General features: G+C 74.1%; 13 protein-coding genes. 4 read left to right on the top strand and 9 right to left on the bottom strand.

The genetic code is table 11. The annotated features are described in order from the left end of the window. The first annotated feature begins 11 nt into the window (after positions 1–11). Positions 12–1,049: a 3-hydroxyisobutyryl-CoA hydrolase gene (locus tag QQA02_RS04945; RefSeq protein ID WP_284863471.1), complete on the top strand. Its 1,038-nt coding sequence runs from the start codon at positions 12–14 to the stop codon at positions 1,047–1,049. Here QQA02_RS04945 and QQA02_RS04940 read toward each other — a convergent pair. From QQA02_RS04940 to QQA02_RS04930, 3 genes are all read right to left on the bottom strand, one after another. Further along, positions 1,042–1,317: a hypothetical protein gene (locus QQA02_RS04940; RefSeq protein WP_284863470.1), complete on the bottom strand. Its 276-nt coding sequence runs from the start codon at positions 1,315–1,317 to the stop codon at positions 1,042–1,044. The two genes, QQA02_RS04945 and QQA02_RS04940, sit on opposite strands and share 8 nt — an antisense overlap. Positions 1,318–1,518: 201 nt before the next feature. Next, positions 1,519–2,661: a glycosyltransferase family 4 protein gene (locus tag QQA02_RS04935; protein ID WP_284863468.1), complete on the bottom strand. Its 1,143-nt coding sequence runs from the start codon at positions 2,659–2,661 to the stop codon at positions 1,519–1,521. After that, positions 2,661–3,899: an NAD-dependent epimerase/dehydratase family protein gene (locus QQA02_RS04930; RefSeq protein WP_284863466.1), complete on the bottom strand. Its 1,239-nt coding sequence runs from the start codon at positions 3,897–3,899 to the stop codon at positions 2,661–2,663. The genes QQA02_RS04935 and QQA02_RS04930 overlap by 1 nt, the downstream gene beginning before the upstream one ends. Before the next feature lie 281 nt (positions 3,900–4,180). Here QQA02_RS04930 and QQA02_RS04925 point away from each other — a divergent pair, with 281 nt between their 5' ends. Next, complete coding sequence (locus tag QQA02_RS04925; protein ID WP_284772818.1) at positions 4,181–4,843, top strand: hypothetical protein; 663 nt, start codon at positions 4,181–4,183, stop codon at positions 4,841–4,843. On the opposite strand, the gene QQA02_RS04920 is transcribed toward QQA02_RS04925, so the two are convergent. The 3 genes from QQA02_RS04920 to pth are packed head-to-tail and all read right to left on the bottom strand — an operon-like array spanning position 4,840 to position 7,490. Next, positions 4,840–5,226 carry a hypothetical protein gene (locus QQA02_RS04920; RefSeq protein ID WP_284772819.1) on the bottom strand — a complete coding sequence of 129 codons (387 nt, stop codon included), beginning with the start codon at positions 5,224–5,226 and terminating at the stop codon, positions 4,840–4,842. The two genes, QQA02_RS04925 and QQA02_RS04920, sit on opposite strands and share 4 nt — an antisense overlap. Next, entirely contained in the window at positions 5,226–6,869 is a 1,644-nt protein-coding gene (locus QQA02_RS04915; protein ID WP_284863465.1) for a peptide chain release factor 3, read from the bottom strand. Before QQA02_RS04915 ends, QQA02_RS04920 begins: the two co-directional genes overlap by 1 nt. Positions 6,870–6,875: 6 nt before the next feature. Beyond that, complete coding sequence (gene pth, locus QQA02_RS04910) at positions 6,876–7,490, bottom strand: aminoacyl-tRNA hydrolase (RefSeq protein ID WP_502870975.1); 615 nt, start codon at positions 7,488–7,490, stop codon at positions 6,876–6,878. Between the two features lie 31 nt (positions 7,491–7,521). Between pth and QQA02_RS04905 the strand changes: the two genes are divergently transcribed. Both QQA02_RS04905 and QQA02_RS04900 read left to right on the top strand, forming a co-directional pair. Beyond that, positions 7,522–8,571: an NAD(P)H-dependent flavin oxidoreductase gene (locus QQA02_RS04905; protein ID WP_284863461.1), complete on the top strand. Its 1,050-nt coding sequence runs from the start codon at positions 7,522–7,524 to the stop codon at positions 8,569–8,571. After that, positions 8,561–8,827, top strand: coding sequence for a hypothetical protein (locus tag QQA02_RS04900; RefSeq protein WP_284863460.1), 267 nt, complete (start codon positions 8,561–8,563; stop codon positions 8,825–8,827). Before QQA02_RS04905 ends, QQA02_RS04900 begins: the two co-directional genes overlap by 11 nt. Positions 8,828–8,852: 25 nt before the next feature. Here QQA02_RS04900 and QQA02_RS04895 read toward each other — a convergent pair whose 3' ends face one another. From QQA02_RS04895 to QQA02_RS04885, 3 genes are read right to left on the bottom strand one after another with little or no spacing between them, the layout of a single operon-like run. Continuing rightward, positions 8,853–9,683, bottom strand: coding sequence for a fumarylacetoacetate hydrolase family protein (locus QQA02_RS04895; protein WP_284863459.1), 831 nt, complete (start codon positions 9,681–9,683; stop codon positions 8,853–8,855). A gap of 36 nt (positions 9,684–9,719) precedes the next feature. Then, positions 9,720–11,420, bottom strand: coding sequence for a dihydroxyacetone kinase family protein (locus tag QQA02_RS04890; protein WP_284863458.1), 1,701 nt, complete (start codon positions 11,418–11,420; stop codon positions 9,720–9,722). A 36-nt stretch (positions 11,421–11,456) separates the two neighbouring features. Next, positions 11,457–14,096, bottom strand: coding sequence for a GNAT family N-acetyltransferase (locus QQA02_RS04885; protein ID WP_284863457.1), 2,640 nt, complete (start codon positions 14,094–14,096; stop codon positions 11,457–11,459). Positions 14,097–14,134 lie beyond the last annotated feature (38 nt).

The raw sequence follows: 14,134 nt of genomic DNA, 5'->3' as shown, positions 1-14,134 counted from the left end.
ACACTGGTCGCATGACGGACACGACGAACGCCTCCGATGCCCCGGTGCGGTGCAGCCGGGTCGAGTCTACCGGCCTGATCGAGCTGACCCGCCCGCGCGCGCTCAACAGCCTGAACCTCGGGATGGTCCGGGAGATCACCGCCGCGCTCGACGCCTGGCGCGACGACGACGCCGTGGACCAGGTGCTCGTGGTCTCCGCCAGCCCCAAGGCCTTCTGCGCCGGCGGGGACGTGCGCGCCGCCCGCGAGGGCGTGCTCGCCGGGCGCGACGGGGAGATCGAGGCCTTCTTCGCCGAGGAGTACGCGATGAACCTCGCGATCTCGGAGTACCCCAAGCCGTACGTCGCGCTGCTCGACGGGGTGACCATGGGCGGCGGACTCGGCGTCTCGGCGCACGGCTCGCATGTGCTGGCCACCGACCGGGCCAGCGCCTCAATGCCGGAGATGGCCATCGGCTTCTGCACCGACGTCGGGATGAGCCGGCGCTTCCAGCAGTTGCGCGGCGGGCGCGCGATGGGCGCCTTCCTCGCGCTGACCGGCTTCCGGCTCAACGCCGCGGAGATGGCCTGGACGGGGCTGTCGACCGCCTCGCTCGGGGAGGCCGACGCCGATGAGGTGCGTCGGGCCGTCATCGCCGAGGGCGTGGACGGCGCCGTGCGGCGGCTGGCCACCGAGCCCGCGGGGGAGAACCGCCTGGTGGGGCTGGCCGATCAGATCGGGGACGCCTTCGCGGCCGAGACCTGGCCGGAGGTGCTCGAGCGGCTGGAGCGTCCCGCGAACGCGGAGCTGGGGGAGCGGGTCGCGGAGCTGACCGCGCAGGCCAGCCCCTCGTCGCTGGTGGCCACAACGCTGGTGTTCACCGCGAACGCGGAGGCGGACCTCGCCGACGCCCTCGAGCGGGAGCGGCGCCTGGCCGCGGTGCTGCGCGCCCGGCCGGACTTCGCCGAGGGCGTGCGCGCGGTGCTCGTGGACAAGGACCGCGAGCCCGCCTTCAATCCGGCGGAGGTCGCGGAGGTGGACGCGGCGGACTTCGCCGCGGCGCTCAGTTGAGCGCGCGCGGGATGCGGAAGGCCTGGTGGAGCAGCTCCACCCCGTGCTCCGGGTCCCGCGGGGCCTCGGAGGCGTAGTAGGCCTCCAGCGCGTTGGCGGCCGTGGTCGCCAGCAGGTCCAGGCCCACGCCGGCCTCGAAGCGGCTCAGCTGGGGGTGGCGGGTGCGGAACTCGTCGATGATCGGCAGCAGCTCGGCGTCGACGGTGGCGCTCAGGTCGGCACCCGAGGTGGTCTCGAGGAAGTCGGCGATGCGGAAGATCGCGGCCATGCCCTCGGGGCCGCCGCCTCGGACATCGCCGCGCGCATGGCGGCCTTCTTCGTCTCCCGCAGACCCATCTTCGACTCCGTCCCGCTCATCGGTCCGACAACGATAGTAGTGCCGAACGAAAAGCTTCCCCGGCGTCGTCATTATGCCGCCCGCCCCGGGGGGGGAGGGGGGAACGCCAACCCCGGGGGTGGCGGGGGCACGCTAACTTGAGCCGCGGCGCCGGGCGGCGAGGCGGTAGAAGCCGACGAGGCGCCCGGTGGCCGCACGCCAGGAGTGGCGCCCGGCCTCGGCGCGGGCGGCGCGCGCCAGGCGCTCACGCGACGCGGCGTCGTCGAGCAGTCCGGCGATGACCTCGGCCCAGCGGGCGTCGCCGGCCTCCGGGTCCACCAGGCGTCCGGTGGCCGGGTCGTCGACGACGAAGGGGATGCCGCCGGCGCGCGCGCCGACCACGGGCACCCCGGAGGCCATGGCCTCGAGGGCCACGAGCCCGAGGGTCTCCGTGGTCGAGGGGAAGACGAAGACGTCGGCGGCGGCGTAGGCGGCGGCCAGGTCGGCGCCGGTGAGGTACCCGGTGAACACGGTGGAGTCCGGGTCGAAGCCGGCGCGCAGGCGCTCGAGGTGCGGGCCGTCGCCGACCATGGCCAGCCGTGCGCCGGGGACGCGCCGGCGCAGCTCGGCCATGACACCGGGCAGGCGGTCGAGGCTCTTCTCCCGGCTCATCCGGCCGACGTAGGCGACCAGCGGGGCCTCGGGGTGGCCGTCGGTGAGCCGGACGCGCACGGCCGGCTCGGCGGCGGCGGGGGTGAAGGTGACGGTGTCGACGGCCTTGGGCCACAGGTTGACGCGCTCGATGCCGGACTCGCGGGCCTGCTCGACCATCGGCGCGGAGGTGCACAGGTTGACCTGCGCGCGGTTGTGCAGGGCGCGGATGACCCACTCCGCGGGCCTGCGGGCGAAACCGATGCCGAGCGCGGCCGTGTAGTCGGGCACGTTCGTGTGGTAGCTGGCCAGCAGCGGGCGCCCCGTGGCCCGGGCGTAGAGGACGCCCGCGGCCGCGGTCCACACCGGGTTGACGGCGTGCACGACGTCGGGGTCGAAGCGGTGCACGGCGGCCAACGGGGCCGGGGTGGGTAGCCCGAAGCTCAGCTCGGGGTAGACCGGCCACAGCGGCAGCGAGGGCACGCGCACCACCCGGGCGCCGGCGAACTCGCGCGGCGGGGTGCCCGGTGCCACGACCTGCACCTCGTGGCCGAGTGCGGTCAGCTGCTCGACGGTGCGGGTCACCCGGGTGACCACGCCGTCGACCTTGGGGAGGAAGACCTCCGTGAACAGGGTGACGCGCATCAGGCCTGCCGGGTCGGGGCGCCCTCGGGCACGCCGGCCTGGTTGCCGCGCGTCCACAGCGAGCGCGCCGGGATCTTGTCCAGGTCCACGCGGTCGGCGTAGCGGCGGGCGGTCTCCTCGACCTCGTGGAGCAGGCCGTCGGACAGCGTCGTGGGCTTGAGCCCCAGCTTGAGGAAGGCGTCGTTGACCACGTGCAGCTCGTTCTCGGCGGACTCGTTGCGCGGGTTGGGCACGTGGGCGACGTGCGCGTCGGAGATGCGCGCGAGCAGCTCGGCGAGGTCGCGCACGCGGTGCGTCTCGGTCATCTGGTTGAAGATCTTGACCCGGTCGCCGCGCTCCGGCGGGTTGGCCAGGGCCAACTCGATGCAGCGGACCATGTCGCGGATGTGGATGAACGCGCGGGTCTGTCCGCCGGTGCCGTGGACGGTCAGCGGGTAGCCGAGCGCGGCCTGCACGAGGAAGCGGTTGAGCACGGTGCCGTAGTCGCCGTCGTAGTCGAAGCGGTTGATCAGCCGCTCGTCGCGCTCGGTCTGCGGGGTGTGCGTGCCCCAGATGATGCCCTGGTGCAGGTCGGTGATGCGCAGCCGGTCGTTCTTGGCGTAGTAGGCGAAGAGGTGCTGGTCGAGCACCTTCGTCATGTGGTAGACGCTGCCGGGGTTGGACGGGTAGAGGATCTCCTGGCTGACCTGGTGCGGCTCGGCGGGGTTGCCCTCGGCGTCCTCGTCGGCGGTGACCTGGACGGTCAGGTAGCCCTCCGGGATCTTCATGCCCGCGGTGCCGTAGCCGTACACACCCATGGTGCCCAGGTGGACGACGTGGACGTCGCGGCCGGACTCGACGACGGCGCACAGCAGGTTGTGGGTGGCGTTGGTGTTGTTGTCCACCGTGTAGCGCTTGGTGCGCGAGTTCTTCATCGAGTACGGCGCGGCGCGCTGCTCGGCGAAGTGCACCACCGCGTCCGGGCCGTTCTCCTCGTCCCCGATGAGCGCGAGCAGGGCGTCGTAGTCGCGGGCGACGTCGATCTGGGCGAAGCCGATGCGCTTGCCCGAGACTTCCTCCCAGGCGTCGAGGCGCTCGGCGAGCGGACGGATGGGGGTCAGCGAGCTCGCGCCGAGTTCCTCGTCGATGGCGCGCCGGGAGAAGTTGTCCACGATCGTCACGTCGTGTCCCGCGTCCGACAGGTGGAGGGCCGTCGGCCACCCGCAGAATCCGTCGCCGCCGAGTACGACAATCTTCACGATGCTTCTCCCTACAATTAAGCGGACAAAATGACGCGCGGGAGCCCTGTGGGGGCTTCTGCGCAACCTTTTGGGCTATTTGCACATTCTAAGCGTTCCGGTGGACTTCCCGCAGGTCGGGGGAGGGGTGAATGTCCACTCCGGGGCCTGGAAAAGAATTCGAAGTTGAATTCGGGTTAACTCGCGGGAAAATGTCGAGCATTTGCGTGGTGTCCGCAGGTGCGGATTGACGACGCCGGTGGCTAGGCTGGGCGGGTCACTCCCGCTCCGAGAGGATCGCCTTGTTCCACGCCGTCTCCTTCGCCCTGCTCGACTCCGTCAACGTGCTGTTGATCGGCGTCGTCGTCGCGCTCGGCGTCATGCTGCCGCGCGAGGGGCGCTACCGGGGCACCGCCGGACTGCTCATCGCCGGCGACTGGCTGGGTGTCTTCGGCCTCTCGCTGGTCGTGCTGCTCGTCTTCGACGGTCTCGGCGACGTGGTCGCCCGCTTCCTCGAGTCGCCGGCCTTCGGCATCGTGCTCATAGCCGTCGGCCTGGCCTCGCTCGTGGCGACCTGGCGGGCGAAGCCCGGCGGCAACTCCGCGATGGTCGACCGGGTGCTGAAGCCGCTGCTGAGCCCCTCGCGGGCCACGGTGCTCGTCGGCGTGGTGCTCGGCGCGATCCAGTCGGCGACCTCGGCGCCCTTCTACGCCGGCCTCGCCGCGATCAGCGCCGGCGGCTTCGGGGTCGTCGAGCGCTACCTGGGGCTTGTCGGCTACGCCTCGCTGGCGCTGAGCCTGCCGGCGCTCTCGGCCGTCTTCGTCGGCCTCGTGCGCGCCCGGCCGGACTCGTCCGCGGGCCGGGCCTTCGCCTGGATGCGCGCGCGGCCGACCCTGATGGCCCGCTGCGCCGGCTACCTGGTCGCCGTGCTGCTCACGGGCATGGGAGTTCTCGCCCTGGTCTAGGCCTCGACGACGACGCCGAGGTTGATCCCCGGGATCTCCCAGGCGCCCGGCTCCGGGCGCACCAGGGAGATCAGGTCCGCGCGAACCTGGTCGGTCAGCGGGATCAGCCAGCCCTCGTCGGGGTCGAGGGTGGGCGCCTGGCGCGGGTCGAGAGCGGGCAGAAAGCTGACCGGCCGCGCCCCGGGCGCCGTCAGGCGCACGGGCGCGGACGCGTCGGCAAGCGCCGGCAGCAGCCCGGCGGCGGCGTCGGCGTCGACGGTGACCACCACCATGGACTCGGCCGTGTGCACGGCGACGGTGCGCGCGGGCAGCTCGACGGGGGCCGACGGGGCGTCGACAAGCGGCGCCGGGCGTCTTTTGCGCCACCACTCGCGCAGGCCCATCAGTCGGCCACCAGGGGCTCGAGGGTGAACTCGGGGTGCTCGCGCTCGATGAAGGCGAGCTTCCACTTGTCGCCGAACAGGGCGATCAGCTCGCCGTCGGTGCGGGTGAAGCACTCCACGCCGCGCTGGCGGTTGAGCCCCTCGACGCTCTCGGCGTCGGTGCGGCGGGCCACCGAGTAGGGGATCGGGTCGGTGACCGTCTCGACGTTGTACTCGTTCTCCATGCGCGCCTGCATGACCTCGAACTGCATCGGGCCGACCGCGGCCATGACCGGGGCGGCCTCGCCGCGGGCGTCGTTGCGCAGGATCTGGACCACGCCCTCGGCGTCGAGCTGCTCGAGCGCCTTGCGGAACTGCTTGTACTTGCCCAGCGACTTCGCGCGCAGGGTGCGGAAGTGCTCCGGGGCGAACTGCGGCATCGGCGGGTACTGCACGGCACGGCCGGCGTAGATCGTGTCGCCCGGGGCGAGCGCGCCGGCGTTGACCAGGCCGACGATGTCGCCCGGGTAGGCCGTCTCGACGGTCTCGCGGGTGCGCCCGAAGACGGTCAGCGCGTACTTGGTGGAGAAGGAGCGGCCCGACTGGGCGTGGGTGACCTGCATGCCGCGGTCGAACTCGCCGGAGACGACGCGCATGAAGGCCAGGGTGTCGCGGTGGCGGCGGTCCATGCCCGCCTGCACCTTGAAGACCACGCCGGAGAAGTCGTCGTCGACGGAGCGCCCGGAGTCCATCGCGGTGGTCGACGCGGCCACGGCCTCCGGGTCGGACTCGCGGGCCGAGGGCGCCGGGGCCAGCGCGCACAGCGTGTCCAGGATCTGGTGGACGCCGAAGTTGAGCATCGCCGAGGCGAAGATGAGCGGGGAGGTCTCGCAGGCCTCGAAGAGGTCCTGGTCGTGCACGGCGCCGTCGGCGGCGAGCAGCTCGGCCTCCTCGACCGCGCGCTCCCAGGCGCCGTCCTCGCGCTCGAGGGCGGCGTCGGGGGAGTAGTGCTCCTCGGGGCTGATGTGGGCGCCGCCGGCGGTGCGCAGGAAGTGGACGTACTCGTCGACCTCGCCGTCGGCGCTGACCCGGGCCAGGCCGCGGAAGTCGCCGGCCTCGCCGACCGGCCAGTACAGCGGGGTGGGCTGCAGGCCGATCTCGGTGACGATCTCGTCGACGAGCTCGAGCGGCTCGCGGCCCGGGCGGTCCCACTTGTTGATCACGGTGACGATCGGCAGGCCGCGCGCCTTGCACACGCGGAACAGCTGCAGGGTCTGCGGCTCGAGGCCCTTGGCGGCGTCGATGAGCATCACCGCGGCGTCGACGGCCATGAGCACGCGGTAGGTGTCCTCGGAGAAGTCCGCGTGGCCGGGGGTGTCCACGAGATTGATCACGTAAGGGTCCTCGGCGGCGGCCGCGTCGCCCTCCGGGGCGTACTCGAACTGCAGGGCCGAGGAGGCGATCGAGATGCCGCGGTCCTTCTCCATGTCCATCCAGTCGGAGACGGTGGACTTGCGGCCGGCCTTGCCGTGGACGGCGCCCGCCTCGGCGATCATGTGCGCGTGCAGGGCCAGCGCCTCCGTCAGCGTGGACTTACCCGCGTCCGGGTGGGCGATCACGGCGAAGGTGCGGCGGCGGCTGGCTTGCGCGGCGGTGTCGGTCATGGGGATCTAGCCTAGTCGCCGGTGGATCCGGTTCTGCGCGGCGGTGAGCCCCTCGGAGACGATGAGCTCCACGGCGCGCGCGGCGAGGGCGACTCCGGCACCCAGGTCGGCCGACGCGGCGTCGTCAATCGGGGCGAGCACCCAGTCCGGCACGGACATGCCCTGCGGAGGGCGACCCACGCCCACGCGCACGCGCAGGTAGTCGCGGGTGTCCAGGTGCCCGGTCAGGGATTTGAGCCCCCGGTGGCCGTTCTCGGAGCCGCCGGCGCGCACGCGCACCACGCCCGGGGCGAGGTCGAGCTCGTCGTGGACGACGATGACCCGCTCGGCCGGCACGCCCAGGCGGCGGGCCAGGGGAGCGACGGCCTCGCCGGAGAGGTTCATGTAGGTGCGCGGGCGCAGGGTCACCACCGTCGCACCGGCGGCCTCGGAGAGGTCGGTGTCCGCGAGTTCGTCGAGGACCATGTGCCCGGCGTTGTGGCGGGTGGCCCCGTACTGTGCGCCGGGGTTGCCCAGGCCGACGACGAGCCAGTCGGCGCGCTCCGGGGCGGCCGGCTCCGGGGCGGGCTCGGCGGGCTCGGCGGGGCGGAGGCGGGCGAGGAGATTCTGCAGGACGTTCACGGTAGAGCATCGTTTCACATACGCTGGGGGCATGAGCATCCTCTCCCAGCTGGCCGTCCCCGTCATCGCCGCGCCCATGGCCGGCGGGCCCTCGACTCCGCGCCTGGTCGAGGCCGTGGCGCGGGCCGGTGGCCTGGGCTTTCTCGCCGGAGGCACACTGCCGGCGGAGAAGTTCACCCCGCAGCTCGGGGAGGTGGACCCGGCCGCGGGTGCGTGGGGCGTGAACCTCTTCGCCCGCCAGAACCCGTACCACTCGCTGGGCCAGGTCCGCGAGGTCGCCCGCCTGCTCGAGCCGTACTTCGCCGAGCGCGGCCTGGAGCGGCCCCGGGTGCCCGAGGTCGACTACGACTACGGCTGGGACGGCAAGTTCGCCGCCGTGCTCGACGCCGCGCGCGCCGGGCGCGGGCCCGCCGTGGTCAGCTGCACCTTCGGCCGCTTCACCCTCGAGGAGACCGCGGCGCTGCACGAGGCCGGGATCGAGGCCTGGGTGACCGTCACCCACGAGCGCGACGCGGTGGCCGCCGCGCGCGCCGGGGCGGACGCGCTGGTGGTCCAGGGCCCCGAGGCCGGCGGGCACCGCGGCACCTGGACGGTGGAGACGCTGCCGGACCTGCGGCCGCTGTCGGCGCTGGTCGCCGCCGTCGCCGAGGTCACCGACCTGCCGTTGGTCGCCGCCGGCGGATTGACGACGCCGCGCCGCGTCGCCCGTGCGCTGACCTGGCCCGGCGTCGCCGCCGTGGCCTGCGGCTCGGCGTTCCTGCTGTCTGAGGAGGCCGGCACCTCGGCGGCGAACCGTCAGCTGCTGGCCGCAGGCGAGGCGGACACGGAGACGACGCGGGCGTTCTCGGGGCGGCACGCGCGCGGCCTGGAGACGGCGTTCACGCGTGCCCACCGCGAGCTGCCGCCGAGCTACCCGCAGCTGAACATGATGCAGAAGCCGCTGCGCGGCGAGCCGGAGTTCGCCTACTGCCTGGCGGGAGAGAACTACCGGGACGCGAAGGCCGCCCCGGCCGGCCAGATCGTGGCGTATCTCTCGGGTGCCGACGGGGCGGACCGTGGGGCGGTCGACGATGGGGCGTAGGAAGCGCGTCGGCCTGCGGGCGCTCTACCGCCGCGGGCTGTCGGTGACGGACCTGGCCGCGGCCGCCCCCGACGACTGGCACCAGGCGCGCAACCCGTTCGCGCCGCCGAGCCCGGACAACCCGCTGGGCGTCCACGTGAAGTCGAAGTGCTGCCGCTCGCACCCGCGGTGCATCGCATGCCCGGTGGTGCACCGCCGCCTGCGCGCCGAGGGAGACTACTCGGCGGCGGCGGTGCAGCGCGCCCGGCGCTGGTAGGCGGGCGCTAGAGCCAGCGCGGGGCTCAGCGCTCGAAGACGGTCCGGTTCTCGATGCGGCCGAGCCCGGCGATCTCCACGGCCACGACGTCGCCGTCGGTGAGGTAACGGCGCGGGTCGCGGGCGTGGCCCACCCCGCCCGGGGTGCCGGTCACGATGACGTCGCCCGGGTCCAGCGGGTAGAGGTGCGTGATGTAGGCGATCAGGTCCTCCGGGGTGAAGACGAGGTCGTCGGTGGGGGTGGACTGGACCTTTTCACCGTTGAGCCAGGTCGCCAGCTCCCCGCCGCGCTGCCAGGAGTCGGCCGTGGTCAGCCAGGGACCGAAGCCTGCTGAACCCTCGAGGGACTTGCCCTGGTGCCACTGCAGCGTGCGGTTCTGGAAGTCGCGCAGCGAGTAGTCGTTCATCACCGCGTAGCCGGCGATGTGCGCGCCGGCCTCGGCCGCGGTGACGCGGCGGGCGCGTTTGCCGATGACCACGGCCAGCTCGCCCTCCCAGTCCAGCGCCTTGTTGGCCCACTCGGGCACGACGACGTCGTCGGCCGGGCCGGTCAGCGCGTCGGCGAACTTGATGAAGAGCGTGGGGTACTCGGCGGGCGTGCGCCCCATCTCCCTGATGTGGTTGGCGTAGTTCAGCCCGACGCAGATGATCTTCCGCGGCGCGGGGACCACCGGAGCCAGGTCCTTCGGCTCGAACTCGACCGGGGCGCCCGGGGCGTCCGCGGCGATCTGAGCCCAGTCCTCCTCCCGCAGCAGGGAGCCGACGTCCGCGTGGCCGGGGACCGGCACCGCGGTGGTGTCGGACTCGACGCGCACGGCGCGGGTGCCGGTGGGGGTTCGGAGGGTGGCGAGACGCATTGTCGTTCCTTTCGGGAGGGAGGGGGAGGGGCCTTGTCAGTCGGCGTCGAAGTCGCTGAGCTGTCCGGTGCCGCCGAACAGCCAGGCCACGACGACGGCTCCGGGGTCGAGCACGCCGTCGGTGCCCGCGCCGATGTAGCTGGCGCGTCCCTTGCGCGCGGCCAGGCCCGCGGTGCCGGTGGCCCCGTCGCGGGCGGCCGCGAAGATCTCCGGCAACGCCTCCGCGGTCTCCGCAGTCTCAGCGGCGTCGGCTGCGGGGGCGAGGGCGTCGACGAGGGTGCGGTCGCCGACCCGGGCGCCGCCCAGGGCCTGGACCTCGGTCAGGCCGCGGCGCAGGCCCTCGGCGAGTCCGTCGGCGCCGGCGAGCTGGCTGAACAGCGTGCCGAGCACGGCGCCGGAGGTGCCGCCGGCGCGCACGAACATCCGCCGGGAGAGGTTCTCGAGCACGGTGGCGTCGTCGCCGCGCAGGGGCAGCTCGAGATCGCCGAAGGCGGCCGACATGTTGGCGCCGAAGTCGCCGTCGCCGGCTATCCGGTCGAGCTCGCCGAGCGGTTCGACCGCGCCCTGGACGCGCTCGATGAAGGCGCTCAGCCACTCGTTGGCCGGGGCGTCCCCGTCGCCGGGCTGTCCGATCCCCGAGTCGAGGCGGGCCGGGCGGTACTCCCCGGCGCCGCGGGCGGCGCCGGCGTCCGGGGCTCCGGCGATGCGGTGCGGCCAGGCGGGCGCGCCGGTGGGGGCGTCGAGCAGCTCGGTGAACTCGGCGGAGGCCTTCATGAGCGTCACCGAGACCCCGGCCATCGACACCGAGGTCACCAGGGAGCCGACGATGCCGCGGGAGACGGTGACGCCGTGGTCGTCGAGCCAGGAGACGGCCTGGCCGTACATCAGGTCCAGCTCGAGGCGCGAGGTGCCGCCCAGGCCGTTGACCAGCAGGTAGACCTCGTCCCCGGAGTCGAGGGAGAGGGCCTTGGCCACTGGGGAGAGCAGCCTGGCCGTGATGCTCGAGGCGTCCTCCGCGCGTTCACGCGACCTGCCGGGCTCGCCGTGGATGCCGACGCCGAGCTCCATCTCGCCGGGGCCCAGGTCGAAGGTCGCCCGGCCCGTGGTGGGCAGATGGCCCGGGGCCAGGGCGGCGGCCATGGAGCGGGAGGAGTCGGCGGCGCGCTGGGCGAGCTCGGCGACGGTGTCGAGGTCGTCGCCGCGGGCGGCGGCCGCCCCGGCGATCTTCTCGACGAGCACCGTGGCGCCCGTGCCGCGCCGCCCGGGCCCGTCGTTCTGCTCGGGGGTGGCGTCGGAGTCGGGGGAGTCGGTGGCCACGTCGTCGGCGACGACGACCTCCCGGGTCGCGGTGTCGGCGCAGGCGCGGCGGGCGGCGGCGAAGTTCATGATGTCGCCGGTGTAGTTCTTGACCACGTGCAGCACCCCGGCGCCGCGGTCGGCCCAGCGGGTCGCCGCCGCGATCTGCACCGCGTTCGGGGAGGTGAACAGGCGCCCGGGCACGGCGGCGTCGAGCATGCCCGCCCCGACGAAGCCGGCGTGCAGCGGCTCGTGGCCGGAGCCGCCGCCGGAGAGCACCGCGATGCGGTTGGCGTCGCGCCCGGTGGCGCGGGCGATGAACCCCTCCTCGTGCCACTCGGCGTCGGGGTGGGCGGCGACGAGCCCGCCGAGCGCTTCGGCGAGGTAGTCGTCCGCGTTGTTTCGGAAGGACCGGTGGAACTCGGTGGCGGAGTCGCTCATGTGGCCAGGGTAACTAAAAGGGCCGGCGTGAGGTGCTCACAGCGTCCGCGCGAGCGGGTCGCGCTCCGGGGCGAGCGGCGCGACGCGGGCACGGGCCCCGGCGACCCAGTACCGCCGGGAGCCCGCGATGAGGGGCACCAGCTCCACGTCGACGAGCGCCGGGTGGCCGTCGCCCAGCCGGCTGACCGCGGCGATCGCCTCCGCGACCGGCTCCAGGGCGGCCGCCGGGGTTCCCGACCAGCCGCGCAGCAGGTCGGCCGCGGCCAGCTCCTCGAGCATGACCCGCGCATCGCGGGGCGAGACGGGAGCCACGCGCCAGGAGACGTCGCCGGCCAGCTCCGCGGTAGGCCCCGAGACCGCCACCGAGACCATCGGCCCCAGCGCCGGATCCTCGATGCCGCGCACCCGCAGCGAGGTCCCGGGCCCGACCGTCGCCTGCACCGTCAGCCCGGCCGGATCCGCCCCCGCGGCCTTCGCCAGGCGGGAGAGCGCCACCCACGCCGCGCGCATCTGCCCGACATCGCCGATGTTGCGGATCGCCGAACCCAGGTCCGCCCGCGAGCGCAGCGCCGGGTGCGTCGCCTTGAGCACCACGTCCCAGCCGAACTCCTCCGCCGCGGCGACGGCCTCGTCGAGGCCCGCGACGCGCCGGAAGTCGAGCACGTCCACCCCGTAGGCGGCGAGCACCTCTCGGCACTCGTCGTCGGTGAGCTCACGGCCGGCGGGCGCGTCCACGAGCACGGAATTGACGACGCCGCGCGCGACGTCCACGTCCGCCTCCCCGGCGGCGTCCGCCGTCCCCGACGCCGGCGCGCTGCGGCGCAGCGCGATGTGGGCGAGCGCCTCGAGTGCCCCGGCGTAGGTAAGCGTCACCGGCAGCTCGCCGCGGGCCTCCGGACCGGCGTCCCCGGTCACGGCGCCGGGCAGCTCGCCGAAGCCGGTGTAGGCGGCCACCAGTGGCACCCGCGCGTCCGCCGCGAGCCGCGTGAGCCCCTTGTGGGCGCTTTGCAGCACGGGCTCGCCGAGCTCGACGACGGCGACCACCACGGCGTCGGCACCCGAGTCCAGCGCATCGCGGGTGGCAGAAAGGAGGGCGGGCACCGGGTCGCCCTCGGCGGTGTGCGCGGTGGGGACGAGCCCGTAGCGGCGCGCGGCCTGGGCCATCTGCCCGGTCAGCCCGGCGGAGTTGGCGATCACGGCCACGTTCGGCCCCGCCGGGGCGGGGTGGCGGGCGAGGATCTGGGCGATGTCCACCAGCATCTCGCGGTGGGGGACCACCATGGCCCCGGCGTGCCGGATGACCGCGTCGACGGCCGCCGGCGGGGCGGCGGGCAGCCCGTCGACCTCGTGGTGGCGCGCCGAGGACAGCGCCCGGGAGGGCAGGAAGACCGCGGTGGGCTTGGCGGCGGCCAGGCGGCGCAGCACCCGGAAGAAGGTGCGCGGGTTGCCGGCGGTGTCCAGGGAGAGCAGGCAGACCTCGGTGGCCGGGTCGTCGAGCCAGTACTGCATGACGTCGTTGGCGGTGACGTCGGCGAAGGCGCCGGTGGCCATCGCGCTGGCCAGGCCCACGCCGCGCTCGAGCACCCGGGAGAGCACGAGCGCGGCCACCCCGGCCGACTGCGCGAAGAGGCCGACGCGCCCGGCCCGCGGCGTCGGCGCCGGCGAGGCGTTGAGCCGGACGTGCTCGTCGGCGGCGATCAGCCCCAGGGAGGCCGGCCCCAGCGCGCGCAGGCCGCGGCGCCGGGCGGCGGCCACGAAGCGCTGCGCCTCGTCGCCGGCCAGGCGCGGGCTGCGGCCGCGGGCGAGCATGAGCACCCCGGTCGCACCCAGCTCGGCGGCCGCGTCGAAGACCGCCTCGAGCTCATCGGGCAGGAACTCGGCGACCACCAGATCCACCGGTGAGTCCAACCCGCGCACCGCGTGCGCGGTGCGCCCGGCGGCGGGCACCGGGGCGTCGTCAATCGTCTCTGGGCTGGTCAGTGCGCACTGCAGGGAACCGGCGAAGCCGCCCTCGGCGATCGCGCGGGCGATGGGGCCGAGTGCGGCCTCGGTGCCGACGACGGCGATGGAGTCCGGGTGCAGCAGACGGCGCACGGCGGCGGCCTCGGCGCGGTGGGCGCGCCGGGCCATGACCTCGCGGGAGTCGCCGGTGGGGGTCAGCGGGAAGTCGACGACGACCTCGCCGGACTCGAGGCGCGGGTGGACGTCGTAGCCGGCGCGGACGAAGACCTGGATCATCGCGCGGTTCTCGGCGAGCATCTCGGCGAAGAAGCGGTCCACCCCGGCCTCGCGGCCGTGGTCGGCGAGGTGCTCGAGCAGGATCGCCGCCAGGCCGCGGCCCTGCTGGTCGTCGCGCACGAGGAAGGAGACGTCCGCCGTGCGCCCGGGAAGTGCGTCGACGACGGCGTAGCCGGCCACGGCGACGACCGCGCCGCGCACCGTGGCCACCAGCGTGACCCGGTCCGCGGTCGCGGGTGCGGTCCAGGCGTCGAGGTCCGCCTCGGTCAGCTCGGGGTGCGAGGCGAAGAAGCGCAGGTAGCGGGAGCGCTCGGAGACCCCGGCGTAGAAGTCGACCAGGAGGGCGCGGTCGGCGGGGCGGGTGGTGCGCAGGGTGGCCAGGCGGCCGTCCGCGAGCAGGACGTCGGCGGTCCAGCCGTCGGGCGTCTCGCAGGTCATCAGGGCTCCTCGGTCGGCGGCGGGGTGACGGGGGCCAC

This window comes from Corynebacterium sp. MSK006 (assembly GCF_030232385.1).
In the GTDB taxonomy this organism is placed as follows: Bacteria; Actinomycetota; Actinomycetes; order Mycobacteriales; family Mycobacteriaceae; genus Corynebacterium; species Corynebacterium frankenforstense_A.
The sequence above is the reverse complement of the archived record's forward strand: the minus strand, read 5'-3'. Positions and strand labels throughout refer to the sequence as shown.

Bases quoted from the DNA above. Each gene is read 5' to 3' on its own strand.
- QQA02_RS04945 (WP_284863471.1), top strand. From the start codon at position 12: ATGACGGACACGACGAACGCCTCCGATGCCCCGGTGCGGTGCAGCCGG.
- QQA02_RS04940 (WP_284863470.1), bottom strand. From the start codon at position 1,317: ATGGCCGCGATCTTCCGCATCGCCGACTTCCTCGAGACCACCTCGGGT.
- QQA02_RS04935 (WP_284863468.1), bottom strand. From the start codon at position 2,661: ATGCGCGTCACCCTGTTCACGGAGGTCTTCCTCCCCAAGGTCGACGGC.
- QQA02_RS04920 (WP_284772819.1), bottom strand. From the start codon at position 5,226: ATGGGCCTGCGCGAGTGGTGGCGCAAAAGACGCCCGGCGCCGCTTGTC.
- QQA02_RS04915 (WP_284863465.1), bottom strand. From the start codon at position 6,869: ATGACCGACACCGCCGCGCAAGCCAGCCGCCGCCGCACCTTCGCCGTG.
- QQA02_RS04905 (WP_284863461.1), top strand. From the start codon at position 7,522: ATGAGCATCCTCTCCCAGCTGGCCGTCCCCGTCATCGCCGCGCCCATG.
- QQA02_RS04900 (WP_284863460.1), top strand. From the start codon at position 8,561: ATGGGGCGTAGGAAGCGCGTCGGCCTGCGGGCGCTCTACCGCCGCGGG.
- QQA02_RS04895 (WP_284863459.1), bottom strand. From the start codon at position 9,683: ATGCGTCTCGCCACCCTCCGAACCCCCACCGGCACCCGCGCCGTGCGC.
- QQA02_RS04890 (WP_284863458.1), bottom strand. From the start codon at position 11,420: ATGAGCGACTCCGCCACCGAGTTCCACCGGTCCTTCCGAAACAACGCG.
- QQA02_RS04885 (WP_284863457.1), bottom strand. From the start codon at position 14,096: ATGACCTGCGAGACGCCCGACGGCTGGACCGCCGACGTCCTGCTCGCG.